Source organism: Mycobacterium lehmannii (genome assembly GCF_001499925.1).
GTDB classification, from domain to species: Bacteria; Actinomycetota; Actinomycetes; order Mycobacteriales; family Mycobacteriaceae; genus Mycobacterium; species Mycobacterium lehmannii.
Window position 1 is genome coordinate 41,807 of record NZ_LQIR01000067.1, and the last position, 16,818, is coordinate 58,624.

Below are 16,818 nucleotides of genomic sequence, written 5' to 3' on the forward strand. Positions count from 1 at the left end.
GTGTTGCGGTCAGCGGCGGCGGCTCTTCTTACGCGGCGGCGGCAGTGCGCCCTCGGCCCGCAGCCGGGCGGCGTGCTCCGCGAGCGCCTCCACCAGCGGTCCGACGGCGGCCACCTCGGGCTGCACATCGACGCGCAGACCGAATTCCGCTGCGGTCTCGGCGGTCTTGGGCCCGATGCACGCGACGATGGTGCGCGCGTGCGGCTTGCCCGCGATACCGACCAGGTTGCGCACCGTGGAGCTCGAGGTGAAGCAGACCGCGTCGAAGCCACCGGTCTTGATCATCTCGCGGGTGTGCGCAGGCGGTGGCGCGGCGCGCACCGTGCGGTATGCCGTGACGTCCTCGATCTCCCAGCCGCGCTCACGCAGACCCTCGGCCAGCGTCTCGGTGGCGATGTCGGCGCGCGGCAGCAGCACGCGGTTCACCGGGTCGAAAACGTCGTCATACGGCGGGAATTCGTCGAGTAGGCCGAGCGACGATTGCTCACCCGCCGGAACCAGCTCGGGATTGATGCCGAACGCCCGTACCCGGTCGGCGGTGGCCTGGCCGACGCAGGCGATCCTCACACCCGAGAACGCCCGGGCGTCGAGACCGAACTCGTTGAACTTCTCCCACACCGCACGCACCGCGTTGGTGGAGGTGAACACCACCCACTGGAACCGGCCGTCGACCAGTCCCTTGACCGCGCGCTCCATCTGAGCGGGGCTGCGCGGCGGCTCGACGGCGATGGTCGGGACCTCGATCGGCAGCGCACCGTGTCCCACCAGCTTCTCGCTCATCTCGCCGGCCTGGTCCTTGGTACGGGGCACCAGCACGGTCCAGCCGTACAGGGCGCGGCTCTCCCACCAGTTCAGCTTGGTGCGGTTGGCCACGGTCTTGCCGATGGTCACCACGAGCGGTCCGGCCAACGGACCGGCCGGCTCGGAGCCCGCCAGGGTGGCCTTGTCGAGCAGCCCGGCCAGGGTGGTCTCGACCGAACGCTGCTGGCACGTCGTGCCGTTGGCGGTGACCACCAGTGGCGTGGTGTCGGTCAGGCCGTACTCGATCAGCGTGCGCGCCGCGTCGGGCAGATGAGACGCCGTCGCGTGCAGGATCAACGGGCCGGGCGCGGCGGCCAATGCGGCCCAGTCGACGTCGGGGTCGCGGACGTCGGCCACGGTGTGCGCCGATCCCAGCGGCAGGCCGGCGTAGGTGGGCACCGCGGTGGTGTCCGGCAGGCCCGGCACGATCTCGAAGTTCAGGTGCGATTTCGCCAACGCGGACACCTCGGTGATCACGGCGTCCACCGACAGCGGATCGCCCGCCACCAGCCGGACCACGTCGACACCGGTGCGCGCCTCGGTGATCAGCGTCTTGGCCACCTCGGCCGGATCGCCGACGGCCGACCGGATATCCGGTCCGCCGGGCAGGGTCGGGGCTTCCTTACCCGAGGCCTCGCCGTTGTCGGCGGCCTCAGCCGGTTCGGGCCCCGACGGGGGCGGAAGTTCGCAACCCACCAGGGCCAGCACCGCTTCCGGCACCTCGGGATCGGTGAACACCAAGGCAGCGTTGGCGAGCACCGTGTGCGCCCGCGTCGTCAGCAGTCCCGGGTCGCCAGGACCCGAGCCGACGAACGTGATGCGGCCCGGCTTCGGCTTGCGCCCCCGCCCGCTGGTCTGGCCTGTCATCTCAGTCACTCCGCTCTACAGCTCAGTTGGCGTCCGCCATGAGTTCGCGCGCCCCGAGGTCGAACAGCTCCTCGGCCACCGAGAGCCCCAGCTCCCGGGCCCGGTCGGTCGTGCCGACGCCGGACGCGCGGATCACGTCGGATCCGTCCAGTGCCGCCACGCAGCCGCGCAGCGACACCTCTTCGAAGACGTTGCCGTCCTCATCGATGGACTCGACCACCTCAGCGATCGCGCCCACCGGTGCGTGACAACCCGCCTCCAGTCGGGCGAGCAGGGCCCGTTCAGCGGTGACCGCGGCGCGTGTGTCGGCGTCGTCCAACTCCGCCAGCAGCGCAGCGAGCTCGGTGTCGCCTGCGCGGCACTCGACCGCGAGCGCACCTTGAGCCGGCGCTGGCAACATCTGCACCGGCTCGAGAGTCTCGGTGACATCGGCCAGTCGCCCGATGCGGGCCAGTCCCGCCCGTGCGACTACGATGCCGTCGAGATCACCGTTGCTAACCCTGTTCAACCTGGTATCCAGGTTGCCTCTTAGGGGGCGGATTTCCAAACCGAGACCCAGTGCTCTAAGCTGTGCCGCCCTGCGCGGGCTCGATGTGCCGATCAAAGAACCTGGCGGCAACTCCCCGAGCACCAGCCCATCGCGTGCCACCAGGGCGTCCCTGGGGTCTTCGCGGGGGGGACTCGCGGCGATGACGAAGCGGGCGTCAGCCGCGGTAGGCAGATCCTTGAAGGAGTGCACGGCGGCGTCCACCCGGCCGTCGTGGATGGCTTCGCGCAGGGCCGCGGTGAACACGCCAACGCCGATCTCGGCGATCGGGCCCTGGTTGCGGTCGCCCTCGGTGGAGATGGGGACGAGCTCGGCCGCATGTCCGTTCGCGATGAGCGCGTCTCGGACCGTACCGGCCTGAGTGGTCGCCAGGAGACTGGCGCGAGTGCCTATCCGGATTACAGTCAAGCGTTACTCGGCCTTATCGAGATCTGGTGCGATCAAAGGCAATTCGGGTCCGGCGACGGCGTCGACGGCCTGCTGGTCGAGTTCGAAGAGCTCACGCAGAGCCTCTGCGTAGCTGTCTCCGCCCGGCGCACTCGCCAGCTGCTTGACGCGCACAGTCGGCGCGTGCAGGAGTTTGTCGACGACCCGTCGCACCGTCTTGGCGACCTCGTCGCGGTGGATGGCGTCCAGGCCCGGCAGGCGGTGGTCCAGCCGCAGCAGCTCGGCCTCGACCACGTCGGCGGCGCGCTGACGCAGCGCGGTGACGGTCGGGGTGACCTCGGCCATCCGCTGACCGGCCAGGTAGGTGGCGACCTCGGCGGCGACGATCGCGCGGGCGGCTTCGGCGTCGGATGCCGCGGCGCGGGCCGCCGGTTCGCGCTGGATGCGCTCCATGTCGACGACGTAGACGCCGGGCAGACCGGCCACGGCTGGGTCGACGTCACGGGGCATGCCGAGATCGCAGATGACCAGCTGCTTGGGCTCTTGGCCGTGCGCGAGGCCGCGGTGCACGTCGGCCAGTGAGACCACCGGGCGCACCGCCCCGGTGCAGCAGACCACCACATCGGCATCGGTCAGCAGCGGCGGCAGGTGGTCGAACGGGAAGGCGTGCGCGTCGACGCCCAGTTCCCGGACGTTGGCGGCGAGCCGCTTGGCCCGCGGCTGGCTGCGGTTTACGACGTGGATGCGGTCGACGCCCGCGCGGGTCAGGTGTTTGGCGGCCAGCGAACCCATCGAACCCGCCCCGATGACCACCGCGGTGCGACCGGCCAGCGAGCCGAGCTTGGATTCGGCGGTGCACAGCGCGACGGACACCACCGACGCGCCCGCGGCGTCGATGCCGGTCTCGGTGTGCACCCGCTTGCCGACGGCCAACGCGCGCTGCGAGAGCTCGTGCAGGGTGCGTCCGACGGTGTGGTTGGCCTCGGCGGCGGCGTACGCGCGGCGCACCTGGCCGAGCACCTGCTGTTCACCGACAACGGCCGAATCCAGGCCCGACGCCACCGCGAACAGGTGCTCGACAGCCGCTTCGGCGTACCGCACATACGCGTATTTGGTCAGGTCGTTGAGGCTCATGCCGGAGTGCTCGGAAAGTACCTGGCCGATCACCGACAACCCGCCGTGGAACGCGTCGACAACGGCGTAGATCTCCACGCGATTGCAGGTCGACAGCACCATGGCCTCGGTGACGAGGGAGGACTGCAGCACCTGGTCGACGATCTTGGCCTGATCGGACTCGTCGGTGCTCAGCTGCTCGAGCACCGACACCGGCGCACTGCGGTGCGAAACCCCGAAAAGCAACACGCTCACGGCTTCATCACCACGTCATCCAAGGTAGTCGTTGAACAGTTAGCTCACCAAATTCCCCACCATTATCGCCGAAATTGCGTTCCAGCAGCCGAATCACGAGTAGAGGCCTGCTGGAACGCAATTTCGCGCAGAAACTGATGGTCACTTCGCCAGGTCGGCCCGAAGGCGCGGCTCGTCGATCTCCCAGTAGCTGTGCTCGCTGCCGTCGAGCAGAACGACCGGAAGCCGGTCGCCGTACTCCGCGCGCAGCCCGGAATCGCCCGCGGCCGCGGCGGCGTCGACATCGGTGACGGTCAGCGTGAAGCCCAGTTCGCCGGCCAGCGCCGCGAGCCGGGCCGCCGCCGCGGTGCATATCGTGCAACCGTCGCGAGTCAGCAACTCCACCTGGTGCTCCACCTCGCCAGTATCTCCACCTCCGTGACTTAGGGTTGATCCGTGTCTCGAAACGGCGACCGCGAAGCTGCTGAACAGCAACTTGCCGGTGAGGCCAGCGCAGAGGCGGCCGTCACCGACCTCGTGGCCGAAGCCGCCACGGCGCCACCCGCACCGCCCCCGGACCTGACCGCGGCGGCGTTCTTCGACGTCGACAACACCCTGGTGCAGGGGTCCTCGCTGCTGCACTTCGCCCGCGGCCTTGCCGCCCGCAAGTTCTTCACCTACGGCGACATCGCGCGGTTCGTCTACGCGCAGGCGAAATTCCAGCTGACGGGCCGCGAGAATAGCGAGGACGTGGCCGCGGGCCGTCGTAAGGCGCTCGCCTTCATCGAGGGGCGCTCGACGGCCGAGCTGATGGCGGTCGGTGAGGAGATCTACGACGAGATCATCGCCGACAAGATCTGGCCGGGCACCCGCGCGCTCGCGCAGATGCACCTCGATGCCGGGCAGCAGGTGTGGCTGGTCACCGCGACCCCGTACGAACTGGCCGCGACCATCGCCAAGCGGCTGGGCCTGACCGGGGCGCTGGGCACCGTCGCCGAATCCATCGACGGGGTGTTCACCGGGCGGCTGGTCGGCGACATCCTGCACGGCACGGGAAAGGCGCACGCGGTGCGCTCGCTGGCCATCCGCGAAGGCCTCAACCTGCGCCGCTGCACGGCCTACTCGGACAGCTTCAACGACGTGCCGATGCTCTCCCTGGTGGGTACGGCGGTGGCGATCAACCCCGACGCCGATCTGCGCGACCTGGCTCGTGAGCGGGGGTGGGAGATCCGCGACTTCCGCACCGCCCGCAAGGCCGCGCGCATCGGTGTGCCGTCGGCGCTGGCGCTCGGCGCGGCCGGAGGGGCGCTGGCGGCGGTGGTCTCCCGCCGCCAGGAGGGCCGCTGACGAGCCACTCTGGTCGCGGCGGTGGCCCAGAGCCGCTGATAGGCTCGCGCCGCTGACTCCGACGAGGAGAGACGGCAGCGCGCGCACCCGAGGAGCAGTTCAGGTATGGCAATCGCAGAGAACATCATCGGAACGCACTACCGGTATCCCGATTACTTCGAGGTCGGCCGGGAGAAGATCCGTGAGTTCGCACAGGCGGTCAAGGACGAGCACCCCGCGCATTTCACCGAAGAGGCCGCCGCCGAGTACGGCTACGACTCGCTGATCGCACCGCTGACCTTCCTCGCCGTCGCCGGTCGGCGCGTTCAGCTGGAGATCTTCAACCAGTTCGACGTGCCGATCAACATGGAGCGGGTCCTGCACCGCGACCAGAAGATCACGTTCCACCGCCCGATCCTGGCTGGCGACAAGCTGTTCTTCGACTCCTACCTCGATTCGGTCACCGAATCGCACGGCGCCATCGTCACCGAGGTGCGCGGCGAGGTGACCGACGCCGACGGCAACCCCGTCCTGACGAGCGTCGTCACGGTCATGGGCGAGGCGCAGTCGGACACCGAAGCCGACGAGGTGAGCCAGCGCATCGCGGCCGCACGCGACGAGGCAATCGCGAAAATGATTGCCAAGCAAAGTAATTCGTAGAGCTAGCGGCTCTTCGCGCGCTCAGCCGAAGAACGTGTTCCGGCGCTGGGTGAGCAGTTGGTACAGCGTCTGCTGGATGGTCTCGCGCACCTGATCGGTGAGTTCGAAGGTGACCATCGGATCGTCGGCGGCCGACTCGTCGTAATCCGCGGTCTCGATCGGTTCCCCGAACTGGATGTGCCATTTCGACGGCAGCGGCACCATGCCCGCCGGACCCGCCAGCGGGAACAACGGGGTGATCGGGAAGTACGGCAGGCCGAGCAACCGGGCCAGCAGCTTGACGTCGGCGATCATCGGATAGATCTCCTCGGACCCGACGATCGAGCACGGCACGATGGGCGCCTTGGTGCGCAGCGCCGCCGACACGAACCCGCCGCGACCGAATCGCTGCAGCTTGTAGCGGTCTTTGAAGTGCTTGCCCAGGCCCTTGTAGCCCTCGGGGAACACCGCGGTCAGCTCACCCGCGGCCAGCAGCCGATGCGCGTCGGCGGTGCAGGCCATGGTGTGGCCGGCCTTGCGGGCGGCCTGACCGACCACCGGCAGGTCGAACACCATGTCGGCGGCGAGCAGGCGCAGGTCGCGCTGGGCAGGGTGGTGGTCATGCACCGCCACCGACGTCATCAGCCCGTCGAACGGCAGCACGCCGGCGTGGTTGGCGACCACGAGCGCGGCGCCGGTTTCGGGCAGATGCTCGATCCCGCTGACCTCGACGCGGAACCACGACTTGAAAAAGACTCTCAGCAAAGGCAAAAAGATTGCGTTGTTGAGGTGGGCATCGAACCCGAACTCGTCGACGGTGTACTCACCCGTCATCCGCTTGCGCACGAACTCCCCGACCGAGGTGATCTGCTTGGCCAGTTCGGTGGGCGTCTGGTCGACCGGCGGTGCGCCCGCGACGCCGCCGCGGTGCTCGTCGATCTCGCGGACGACGGCGGCGATCTCCTCGGCGGAGGCCCCGGCTACCGGATCCGACAGCTGCGAGGGATGTCGGCGCGAGCCCTGCGCTCGTGCGGCATTACGCCGCTGAGCCGCTGCACGGCCTGAATTGCCATGCAGCGGAATGACTTTCGCCTTGGACTCGCCCGCCACGGTCGTTTCCTTCTCCCCACCCGATTAGTTGATGCGCCTAGCGCCCCCACCGTTGCGCCGCGGCAACGGCGCGACTCTCCATTGAGCGTACCCACCGCGGGTCGACGATCGGAGTCAATCCGCGACCTCGGACGTAATCGTCGAAGGCCTCCACCGTCGTCCACTTCGGGTTGTAGCCGAGATCGTTGCGCATCCGCGATGTGTCCATCACTCTGCCATAACTGAGGTAGTTCAGCTGCTCACGATCCAGTTCAGTGTAACGAGTCGCGCGCCTCAGCGAATCCACCGCCGCCAGCGCCGATCGCGGCACGGGCAACGCGATCCGGCCGGCCCGCCGAATCGCCTGGCTCATCATCACGATCCCGGACGCGCCGACGTTGTAGGTGCCCGCCTTGCCCGCCATCGTCGCGCGCTCGAGCGCCCCGAGCGCATCCTGCTCGTGCAGCAGCTGGAGCCGGGCGTCGTGTCCGATGACCGTCGGCACCACCGGGCCGGCGAGGTAGCGCGACAGCGCGGTGTCCATACCCGGCCCGATCATGTTGGCCAACCGCAGGATGGTCACCGCGATGTCGGGCCGACGACGCCCCAGTCCGCGCGCATAGCCCTCGATGTCGATGCTGTCGCGGGCGAAGCCCTCCCCCGGTGGCCGTCGCGCGCTGGTGTCCTCGGTGAACATCACCGGGTCGCGCGAGGTCGAGCCGTACACCTCCGACGTGGACTTGAGCACCACTCGCTGCACCGACGGCGCCTTCTGGCAGGCCGCGAACAGCTGGATCGCGCCCATCACGTTGAGTTCCTTGAGCGTCGCGCGGCCCCCGGAGCGGGGTGCGTAGGACGCCGCCGCGGCGTGCACCACGGTGTCGACGTCGCCGTTGCGGATGACCTTCGCGATGAAGGGGTTGCGGATGTCGGCGCGGACGAACTCCGCGCGCCCCATCCGCCGCAGAAGGTCCTTGCTCGGAGTGATCGCGTCGACGGCGATCACATGGTTGATCAACGGGTTCTGCGCCAGCCTGGCCGTCAGGTAGCCGCCGAGGAACCGGCACGCCCCGGTGACCAGCACGACCTTCGGATACTGCACGGCGTCGCGTGGGTCAGCTCCGTTGACGTCTCCATTGGCACGACCCTCGGAATCCATGTCCGGTGAGCCTAGCGACGGCGGGCGGCGATTACTTGCCGAGTTTTCTGCGCTGGACTCGGGTGCGACGAAGCAGCTTGCGGTGCTTCTTCTTCGACATGCGCTTGCGCCGCTTCTTGATGACTGAACCCATGAACTCCGCTACCTACGCCTTACCTGCCCGATGAGCATCGTTGACTGACCCGGCCACTTTACCGGGCTGTGCAGGTAACCGCGAAACGCGCCCAACGGCCGGCGACGGTGTCGCCGGGAACGCGGAGGAGATCAGCCTGCGTCGAAGTACGAGCTCTCCAACATGTCGTGAACAGCCTTCGCATGCACGCGGAACGAGCGGCCGACCCGGACGGCAGGCAGCTCGCCGTTGTGCACCAGCCGGTACACCGTCATCTTGCTGACCCGCATCAGGCTCGCCACCTCGGCGACGGTGAGGAATTGCGCCCGTGGCTGTTGACCGTCGGATCCGGAGTCCCGAGCCGACTTCCCACTGGCCGAATCCCGCGAGGATGGCCCGTTCATAGACGTCATCGCAACCCAATCATTCAGGCACGGGCAGTTCCAGCGGCTTCCCCACCGCTGGCACCGACCCGTGCTTACACGAGGAGAATAGCGTGGCAGATGGTGTTACTGCGACGGGTGTGGGTAATTTAAAGAATTACTCAGATGTAATTCCGAGCTGCTCAGAGCGCTTTTTCGCGGCCTCGACCGCCCTGGCAACGGCCGCCCGCAGGCCACCCCTCTCCAGTTCCCGCAGACCGGCCGCGGTGGTGCCGCCCGGCGAGGTGACCGTCGCGCGCAGTTGAGCGGGCGTGGTGTCCATTCCGGCACCCGACGGGCCGCCGGCGGCACCTCCCGCGGACGCGTTCCGGTCGAGGCGATCCAGCAACATCGCGGCCGACCCCGCCATGGTCTGTGCGACGAGGTCGGTGGCCGCCGATCGCGAGAGCCCGGCGTCGACGCCGGCGTCGATGAGCGCCTCGACCATCAGGAAGAAATAGGCCGGCCCCGACCCGGAGATCGCGGTGACCGCGTCGAGTTGGGACTCGGGCACCGTGAGCACCCCGCCGACCGCGTCGAAGATCGCCGAGACCTCCTTCATCTGTTCGGGGGTGGCGAAGCGACCGGCCGACAGCGCGCTCACTCCCCCACCGACGACCATCGGCGCGTTGGGCATGACGCGGATCACCGGCGCGCCGGCGGGCAGCTTGTTCTCGTAGTACTCGGTGGTGACGCCGGCCGCGACCGTCACGAAAACCTGTTCGGCCGTGTCACTTTCGGCATTGGTCGCCGCATCGACGATCTCGTCGACGAGCCCGGCCACGTCGGCCGGTTTGACGGCCACGATCACATAGCTCGCGTGGTCCACCGCGTTGGCCACCGTCGTCACCAGCACCGAATAGGTGTCGGCCAGGTACTGGGCCCGGTCCGAATCCTTCTCCGCCACCGCCAGGTCCTTGACCTGCCGTCCGGCCCGCAGCAGCCCGGACAGCAGTGCCTCACCGATACTTCCACCGCCGACGATCGCGATTCTGGCCATGCCGGAAGCATTGCAGACGGTCGGGCACCGCGTGTGCGGCCACCCTCCGCGGCTTGCCGCCTATCCCTGCGGAACCATCGCGAGTTGGCGGGTCTGCACGACGATGTGGCCCTCGCAGTCGACGACGATGTGGTCCTCGTCGAACCAGTCCTGGCCGATCTGCACGGTCGTGCAGAGCACGCGCAACCACCCGTCGGCCGGCCTGCTGCGCAGGTACGCCGTCAGCTGGACGGTGGGCGCCCAACCGAACCGGTTGACGCCGAACGTCACAGGAGCCGACACGTCGCCGCACAGCAGGGCGAAAAGCACGTCCGGGGCGACACCCTTGGGCCGCACCCAGTACTCGATCACCGGCGGGCCGCCGTCGGACCGCGGTTCCATCGTGGTCAGCGAGGGCCGGATGTCGCAGCCGCGCGCGAGGTGCACGATGTCGGCCATCGGGTGGCCCTCACCGATCGGCTCGAGACCGGGCGGCGGATCCGGTTGCATCAACGGGATCACGGGATTGACCGAGAGCAGCGGCGTCACATGATGTTCCGGCTCGCCGAGCGTGATCGCGGCCCGCACAGCTGTACGGTCGCCCTGTCTGAGTTCGACGTCGATCAGGCTGACGCGACGCCCGCGTTTGCGCACGGTTGTGACCACCTGCATCGGGCCGGGGTCGGGCGCCCACAGGAAGTTTCCCGAGACCGCGATCGGTTCCACGCCACCACTCGCCTGCTCCCCCGGTTCGTCCCCTGCGCTGCGCGCGTGGGCCGATCCTTCCAGCCCCCTGGAATGCTCCGTCCGCGCGGCGTTCGCGCACAGCGCGAGCATCGCTCCGCCGTGCACCTTCGGCCCGATCGTCCAATGTTCGTTCAGCTCACCGTGATACACGCCGTCACCGGCGTGGGTGAGCGCCATGGCGTCGGTGAACAGGGTGGAGCCGGCCATCTGGTGAATCCTTCTGGAAGCGAGTTGGGAACGAGGTCAGGGTGTGTCAGCGAAGCAGGTGCCTGCGCGCGAACTGCAACGACTCGACCAGCAGCGCTTCGCGTTCGGCGGCGGTGCGCGCACCCGATGTGGTCACCTCAAGGATCACATGGCCGTTGAAGTCGCTTGCGGCCAGCATCTCGCACACCTCCACCGTCGGCTGAGTACCGCGGCCGGGCACCAGATGCTCGTCGGTCGAGGCGCCGCTGCCGTCGCACAGGTGCAGGTGCACCAACCCCTCGCCCATGCGGCGCGCCATCTCGAGTGCGTCGGAGCCGGCGGTCGCGGTATGGGACAGGTCGAGCGTGTAGTGGGCGTGGTCGCCGTCGAGCGGATCGTAGGACGGCGCGAATGCCGAGATGCCCGGGCCGGGCCTGCCACCGCGTTTGCGCATGCGCTCGATCGAGGTCTGACCCGCCCCGAAGAAGCGGTCGGCGCGGAACGGGAACATGTTCTCGACGGCGACCATCACCTCGCTGGACTCCTCGAGCTCGGCCACCTGGTCGGAGAAGCCTTCGGCGTAGCGGCGCTGCCAGCGGAACGGCGGATGCACGACGACGGTCTGGGCGCCCAGTTGCTCGGCGGCGCGCACGCTGCGTTCGAGTTTCGGAATCGGGTTCGCGCCCCACACGCGCTGGGAGATCAACAGGCACGGTGCGTGCACCGAGAGCACGGGCATTTCGTAACGCTTCGACAGCTGCTCGATGGCGTCGACATCTTGGCTGACCGTCTCGGCCCACACCATGAGCTCGACCCCGTCGTAGCCGAGCTTGGCTGCGTATTCGAAGGCCGCCTCGGTTCTCAGCGGGTAGACCGAGGCCGTCGACAGACCGACCTTAATGGCTGGACGCACGGGTGATTGGGCGCCTCAAGCCGCCTGCATCAGTGCCAGCGGCCCGAATGTCACCATCGCGCCGACCGCGACGGCGATCAGTGTGCTGCCGATGTCCTCGGTCTTGCGGACCACGCGCACGCCGACCACCAGGCCCAGGATCACCAGCACGCCCAGTACCAGCGCGACGATGCTGTTCCACTTCCACAGCTGGTCGAAGGCGATGAACAGCCCGGCGCCGAACGCGACCGCGACCACGCACTGCCCGACGACCATCGCCCCGCGCAGGAACGACGACATCGCACCCGAACGCGGGGCGTCCTCCTCGTCGAGGTCGACGTCGGCCGGGCTCAGGCCGTTGTTCGGCCGGGCGACATCGTCGTCGACGTCGGGACCGCCGAACAGCGCGTCGTCGGGAGAACGCAGGTAGGACGGCCTGTCGTCGCGCTCATCGTCGTGCTCCGGCTCGGCCACGGCGACCGCCGCGTCGGCGGCCTCGTCCCCGTCGGCGTCCGGATCGGCCCAGTCGACCGGGTCGGGGCTCATCTCCTCGGCGCCGACCTGGGCATCGCTGGGTTCTGCCGGTGCGCTGCGACCGAGCATGCCGAAGCGCCGGCGCGCGAAGGTCGAGCGCCGCGGCGGGGCGAAGAAGTCGAGGTCCTCGTCGGCGTCGCGCTGCTCGATGTGGGTCTGGTAGTCGGAGACGGCATCGGCGTAGTCGGTGTCCACGTCCGCGCCGGCCGCGGCGCCGGCCGCGTCCTCGACGGCCTCGGAGTCGACGTCGGAAGTTTCGGTGTCGGAGGCCTCGAGAGGCTCGTCTTCGGGGACCTCGAGGGCTTCCTCCTCGACCGTCTCCTCGGTGTGGTCGACGGCGCCGTTGGCGGCAGCGGCCTCGGCAGTCTCGGCAGTCTCGGCGGGGGCGGCCTCAGCAGCCTCGGTGGCGGGTTCGGCGTCCACGGCCTCGGCGGGTGCGACGGGCTCGGGTTCGGCGGGGGCCTCGACCGTCGCGGCGGCCGAACGCCCCGTGGCGGGTGCGTCGTCGTCACGGATGATCGGGATCTCACCGGTCAGTTCGGCGACGGTAACGGAGTCGGCGCCGCGGCGACGACGGCGCCGCCCGCCGACCGGCGGGGCACCGATCGTGCCGTTGCGCGCCAGCAACTCCGCGACCGAGATGGGTCGCGTGTTGCTGTGGTCGTCTTCTGGTCCTGTCATCGTGTGTTGCCTTCGGGCCTCGTCATCTATCGTCCAGCATTACGCACAAACGTCTGTACTGAGGCCGGATTGTGGGTACCGCCCGCGAGACCACTGCCATCGGCTTCGCTGTCGAGTCTCCGCAGAATCAGCCCCTCCCGCAACGCCCAGGGGCAGATGTCGACACTCTCGACACCGAGGGCATTCATGCTCGCCTCGGCGACCAACGCTCCGGCCACGATCTGTGGCGCCCGATCGGCACTCACCCCTTCCAGTTCGGCACGGTCAGCCGCGGTCATCCTAGAGATGAAATTTATGAGCTGCCTTAAGCCGGTGGCGGTCAGCGTCCGTTTGACCCGCGGGCCCGCCCCCGAGGGCGCCGCGCCGGTCAGCCTGGCCAGCGACCGGAACGTCTTCGACGATGCGACCGCCAGGTCGGGAGCGCCGGCCTTGAGCATCTCTGCGCCGGCGTCGGCCAGCTCGGTGGCCAGCCAGTCGCGCAGCATCGCCACCCGCCGCCTGCCCGGCGGATCGTCGGGGAGCCACTCGCGGGTGAGCCGGCCCGCCCCGAGCGGAAGCGACAGCGCAACCTCCGGCTCCTCGTCCACGCCGTTGGACAGTTCGAGCGAGCCGCCGCCGATGTCGATGTTGATGATCCGTCCGGCGCTCCAGCCGTACCACCGTCGCACCGCAAGAAACGTCAGCCGCGACTCGTCGACGCCTGCGAGCACGCGCAGCGCCACCCCCGTCTCGGCGAGAATCCGGGCCAGCAGTTCTTCGGAGTTCTTCGCGTCGCGCACCGCGGAGGTGGCGAACGCCATCAGCTCCGCACAGCCGGAACTCGTGGCGATCTTGGCGAATTCGTCGATGGTGCCGATCAGCTTGTCGGCGCCTCTGCGGGTGATCTTGCCGTCGCTGTCGATGGCCTCGGCGAGGCGCAGCGAGGCCTTGGTCGAACTCATCGGCGTCGGGTGCCCACCGCGTCGCGCGTCCACCACGAGAAGGTGAACGGTATTGCTGCCCACGTCGAGCACGCCTAATCGCACTCATCCAACTTAATGGGTCTACCGTTGAGAATCGTGACTGCACCGCACCCCGGAGAGGTCGAACTCGATTTCGCCCGTGAGTGGGTCGAGTTCTACGACCCCGACAATCCCGAGCACTTGATCGCCGCCGATCTGACGTGGCTGCTCTCGCGGTGGACCTGCGTGTTCGGTACCCCGGCGTGCAAGGGCACGGTGGAGGGACGCCCGGATGACGGGTGTTGTTCGCACGGGGCGTTCATGTCCGACGACGACGACATCGCGCGCCTCGACGACGCGGTGAAAACGCTGACCGCCGAGGATTGGCAGTTCCGCGAGAAGGGGCTCGGCAAGAAGGGCTACCTCGAGATGGACTCCTACGACGACAAGCCCAACCTGCGCACCCGGAAGTACAAGGGCGCCTGCATCTTCCTCAACCGGCCCGGCTTCGCAGGCGGCATCGGATGCGCACTGCACAGCAAGGCGCTCAAGCTCGGCGTCGAACCGCTGACCATGAAACCCGACGTGTGCTGGCAGCTGCCGATCCGTCGCACGCAGGAGTGGGTGGAGCGGCCCGACGGGACCGAGATCCTCAAGACGTGGATCACCGAGTACGACCGTCGCGGCTGGGGCGAAGGCGGCGCCGACCTGCACTGGTACTGCACCGGCGATCCGAACGCACACGTCGGCAGCAGGCAGGTTTGGGAGTCCTACGGCCCCGAGCTCACCGAGCTGCTCGGCGAGAAGGCGTACGCGGAGCTCGCGGCGATGTGCAAGCGGCGCAGCGGATTAGGGCTCATCGCCGTGCACCCCGCCACCCGGCTGGCCGGATGACCGATACTTCGGGCGCCGCATCGCTGTTCCTGTTCCGGCTGATCCCGCCCCGAGCGGATTTCGCTCAGACCATGACGCCCGTCGAGCAGCAGGCGATGGCGGCGCATCAGGAGTACTGGGAGCAGCTGTTGGCGCAGGGCCGCGTCGTCGTCTACGGCCCGGTCGCCGACCCCGAAGGCGTATGGGGGCTGGGCGTGCTGCGTGCCGACGATCGCGCCGAGGTGCTCGCGATCGCCGAGCGCGACCCGTCGGTCACCGCCGGTGTCAACACGTTCGACGTCCTCGAGATCATGGGCGGTACTACCGGTTAGACCGGCTCAGCCCTCGAGTTTGTAGCCCAGGCCGCGGACGGTGACCAGATGCACGGGGTTGGCCGGATCGGCCTCGATCTTGGACCGCAACCGCTTCACATGGACGTCAAGGGTTTTGGTGTCGCCGACGTAATCGGCGCCCCACACGCGGTCGATGAGCTGGCCGCGGGTCAACACCCGGCCGCTGTTGCGCATCAGGTACTCGAGCAGGTCGAACTCCTTGAGCGGCATCGTGACCGGCTGTCCGTTCACCGAGACCACATGGCGCTCGACGTCCATCCGGACGGGCCCGGCCTCGAGCACGCCGTCACCGATCCCGGGGTCGTCGTGCTCGGCGCCGCGCCGCAACACCGCGCGGATACGAGCGATCAGCTCGCGGGCCGAGTAAGGCTTGGTGACGTAGTCGTCGGCGCCGAGTTCGAGCCCGACGACCTTGTCGATCTCGCTGTCGCGGGCGGTCACCATGATAACCGGAACGCTTGAGCGCGAACGCAATTGACGACACACATCCGTACCGCTCATGCCGGGCAGCATCAGGTCGAGCAGCACGATGTCGGCGCCGGAGCGCTCGAACTCGGCCAAGGCCGCGGGCCCGTCGGTGACGACGGTGGCCTCGAAGCCCTCTTTGCGAAGAAGAAAGGCCAGGGGATCAGCCAAGGACTCCTCGTCCTCCACGATCAGCACACTGGTCATTGGTTTCGCTGGTCCTCTCGTTCGTCCGATTCGTTATCGGGATAGGCCGGAATCGACAGCGTGAACGTCGATCCCGTTCCCGGCTGACTCCACAGCCGGATGCTTCCGTTGTGGTTGGCCGCCACGTGTTTGACGATGGCCAACCCGAGCCCGGTGCCGCCGGTGGCCCGGGACCGCGCCTTGTCGACGCGGAAGAATCGCTCGAAGACCCGCTCCTGGTCCTCGCGGGCAATGCCGATACCGCGGTCGGTGACGGCGATCTCGATGTTGTCCCCGCGCCGCCTGCGGCTGATCGAAACCGACGACCCGTGCGGTGAGTACGCGATCGCGTTGGAGACCAGGTTCGCGATCGCGGTGACCAGCAGGGCTTGGTCTCCGAGGGCGCGGAAACCGGTCGGCGCGTCGGTGGTGATCTTGATGTCTGCATTGTCGGCGGGCACCTTGTGCCGCGACAGCGCCTCGGACACCACGGTGTCGACGTCGACGGCCGCGAGGTCGGGCAGGCGCTCGGCGCCCTGCAACCGCGACAGCTCGATCAGCTCGCCGATCATGTTGGCCAGCCGGTTGGACTCGGCGACCATCCGCTCGGCGAATCGGCGCACGGTCTCAGGGTCGTCGGCCGATGCGAGCAGCGCCTCGGCCAGCAGCCCCATCGCGCCGACCGGCGTTTTCAGCTCGTGGCTGACGTTGGCGACGAAATCCCTGCGGGTGGCTTCCATGCGGGCGTATTCGGAGTGGTCGTCGACGTAGACGACGGCGAAGCGGCGGTCCTGGTCGGTCAGCAGCTGAACGTGTCCGCGCACCGACAGGCCGGACCGGCCGGGGTTGACGCGCTTGTGTGCCGTGAGGTCGACATCGCCGGGCTGGCCGGTGGCCAGTGTGCGCTCGGCGGCCCGCCAGGCCCGCTCGTCGAGCAGCCGGTCGCGAACCAGTCCCAGCTCGCGGGCCCGGTCGTTGGCGTAGACGACGTCACGGAAGTGGTCGACCACCACGATTCCCGTGGGCGCCCGCGATGCGATGTGGGAGAGCATCTGTGAAACCGTGACCCCGCTCTGCGCGGTGGTGCGACGCTGTCTGCGATCGGTGAGGCGGGGGCTCAAACGCGCCCCGAGCGCGATACCGGCTCCCAGAGCGAGCAGTGCGACCACCGCTGCCAGCAGCAGTGCCCAAACGACACTCACGCCGAAATCGTACGCACCCGGTGAACGTCATCCCAGCAGCGTGCGGCCAAAACGGGACAACTCACATACCGAAACACCGAAAT

The 16,818-nt window shown here is 68.5% G+C and carries 19 protein-coding genes; 4 read left to right on the top strand and 15 right to left on the bottom strand.

All coding sequences use genetic code 11. The annotated features are described in order from the left end of the window. Positions 1–9: 9 nt before the first annotated feature. The 4 genes from AU192_RS22170 to AU192_RS22185 all read right to left on the bottom strand — a co-directional run bounded on the left by AU192_RS22170 (position 10) and on the right by AU192_RS22185 (position 4,366). Positions 10–1,668, bottom strand: coding sequence for a bifunctional uroporphyrinogen-III C-methyltransferase/uroporphyrinogen-III synthase (locus tag AU192_RS22170; RefSeq protein ID WP_064399681.1), 1,659 nt, complete (start codon positions 1,666–1,668; stop codon positions 10–12). A gap of 22 nt (positions 1,669–1,690) precedes the next feature. Continuing rightward, positions 1,691–2,623, bottom strand: coding sequence for a hydroxymethylbilane synthase (gene hemC / locus AU192_RS22175; protein ID WP_064399682.1), 933 nt, complete (start codon positions 2,621–2,623; stop codon positions 1,691–1,693). 3 nt (positions 2,624–2,626) lie between these two features. Continuing rightward, positions 2,627–3,970, bottom strand: coding sequence for a glutamyl-tRNA reductase (locus tag AU192_RS22180; protein WP_064399683.1), 1,344 nt, complete (start codon positions 3,968–3,970; stop codon positions 2,627–2,629). Between the two features lie 141 nt (positions 3,971–4,111). Further along, the gene (locus tag AU192_RS22185; RefSeq protein WP_064399684.1) at positions 4,112–4,366 is read right to left on the bottom strand and encodes a glutaredoxin family protein; all 255 of its coding nucleotides are present in this window, start codon (positions 4,364–4,366) and stop codon (positions 4,112–4,114) included. A 39-nt stretch (positions 4,367–4,405) separates the two neighbouring features. Here AU192_RS22185 and AU192_RS22190 point away from each other — a divergent pair, with 39 nt between their 5' ends. Beyond that, positions 4,406–5,296 carry an HAD family hydrolase gene (locus AU192_RS22190; protein WP_064399685.1) on the top strand — a complete coding sequence of 297 codons (891 nt, stop codon included), beginning with the start codon at positions 4,406–4,408 and terminating at the stop codon, positions 5,294–5,296. Positions 5,297–5,401: 105 nt separating this feature from the next. Then, a complete protein-coding gene (locus tag AU192_RS22195; protein ID WP_064399686.1) occupies positions 5,402–5,935 on the top strand; it encodes an FAS1-like dehydratase domain-containing protein in 534 nt (177 codons plus the stop codon). 21 nt (positions 5,936–5,956) lie between these two features. Here AU192_RS22195 and AU192_RS22200 read toward each other — a convergent pair whose 3' ends face one another. The 9 genes from AU192_RS22200 to AU192_RS22235 all read right to left on the bottom strand — a co-directional run bounded on the left by AU192_RS22200 (position 5,957) and on the right by AU192_RS22235 (position 13,740). After that, on the bottom strand, positions 5,957–7,024 hold the full coding sequence (locus AU192_RS22200; RefSeq protein ID WP_064399687.1) for a lysophospholipid acyltransferase family protein: 1,068 nt from the start codon (positions 7,022–7,024) through the stop codon (positions 5,957–5,959). 37 nt (positions 7,025–7,061) lie between these two features. Next, positions 7,062–8,162, bottom strand: coding sequence for an SDR family oxidoreductase (locus tag AU192_RS22205; protein WP_064399688.1), 1,101 nt, complete (start codon positions 8,160–8,162; stop codon positions 7,062–7,064). Positions 8,163–8,193: 31 nt separating this feature from the next. Continuing rightward, entirely contained in the window at positions 8,194–8,295 is a 102-nt protein-coding gene (locus AU192_RS25270) for a 30S ribosomal protein bS22 (RefSeq protein WP_003402602.1), read from the bottom strand. Positions 8,296–8,426: 131 nt separating this feature from the next. Next, a complete protein-coding gene (locus AU192_RS22210) occupies positions 8,427–8,687 on the bottom strand; it encodes a helix-turn-helix domain-containing protein (protein WP_064351303.1) in 261 nt (86 codons plus the stop codon). 127 nt (positions 8,688–8,814) lie between these two features. Beyond that, positions 8,815–9,696 (bottom strand): pyrroline-5-carboxylate reductase, encoded by an 882-nt coding sequence (gene proC / locus AU192_RS22215; RefSeq protein ID WP_064399689.1) that lies wholly within the window; start codon positions 9,694–9,696, stop codon positions 8,815–8,817. A gap of 60 nt (positions 9,697–9,756) precedes the next feature. Beyond that, a complete protein-coding gene (locus tag AU192_RS22220; RefSeq protein WP_064399690.1) occupies positions 9,757–10,629 on the bottom strand; it encodes a thioesterase family protein in 873 nt (290 codons plus the stop codon). 46 nt (positions 10,630–10,675) lie between these two features. Then, positions 10,676–11,521 (bottom strand): sugar phosphate isomerase/epimerase family protein, encoded by an 846-nt coding sequence (locus AU192_RS22225; RefSeq protein WP_064399691.1) that lies wholly within the window; start codon positions 11,519–11,521, stop codon positions 10,676–10,678. A 15-nt stretch (positions 11,522–11,536) separates the two neighbouring features. After that, the gene (locus AU192_RS22230) at positions 11,537–12,715 is read right to left on the bottom strand and encodes a hypothetical protein (RefSeq protein ID WP_064399692.1); all 1,179 of its coding nucleotides are present in this window, start codon (positions 12,713–12,715) and stop codon (positions 11,537–11,539) included. 26 nt (positions 12,716–12,741) lie between these two features. Continuing rightward, entirely contained in the window at positions 12,742–13,740 is a 999-nt protein-coding gene (locus AU192_RS22235) for a Ppx/GppA family phosphatase (RefSeq protein ID WP_064399693.1), read from the bottom strand. A gap of 12 nt (positions 13,741–13,752) precedes the next feature. Between AU192_RS22235 and AU192_RS22240 the strand changes: the two genes are divergently transcribed. Further along, on the top strand, positions 13,753–14,550 hold the full coding sequence (locus tag AU192_RS22240) for a DUF3109 family protein (protein ID WP_064399694.1): 798 nt from the start codon (positions 13,753–13,755) through the stop codon (positions 14,548–14,550). Then, entirely contained in the window at positions 14,547–14,861 is a 315-nt protein-coding gene (locus AU192_RS22245; protein WP_207544976.1) for a YciI family protein, read from the top strand. The genes AU192_RS22240 and AU192_RS22245 overlap by 4 nt, the downstream gene beginning before the upstream one ends. Before the next feature lie 6 nt (positions 14,862–14,867). On the opposite strand, the gene regX is transcribed toward AU192_RS22245, so the two are convergent. Continuing rightward, on the bottom strand, positions 14,868–15,554 hold the full coding sequence (regX, locus tag AU192_RS22250) for a two-component sensory transduction protein RegX (protein ID WP_064399695.1): 687 nt from the start codon (positions 15,552–15,554) through the stop codon (positions 14,868–14,870). After that, on the bottom strand, positions 15,551–16,735 hold the full coding sequence (locus AU192_RS22255; RefSeq protein WP_064399696.1) for a sensor histidine kinase: 1,185 nt from the start codon (positions 16,733–16,735) through the stop codon (positions 15,551–15,553). The genes regX and AU192_RS22255 overlap by 4 nt, the downstream gene beginning before the upstream one ends. Between the last annotated feature and the right edge of the window lie 83 nt (positions 16,736–16,818).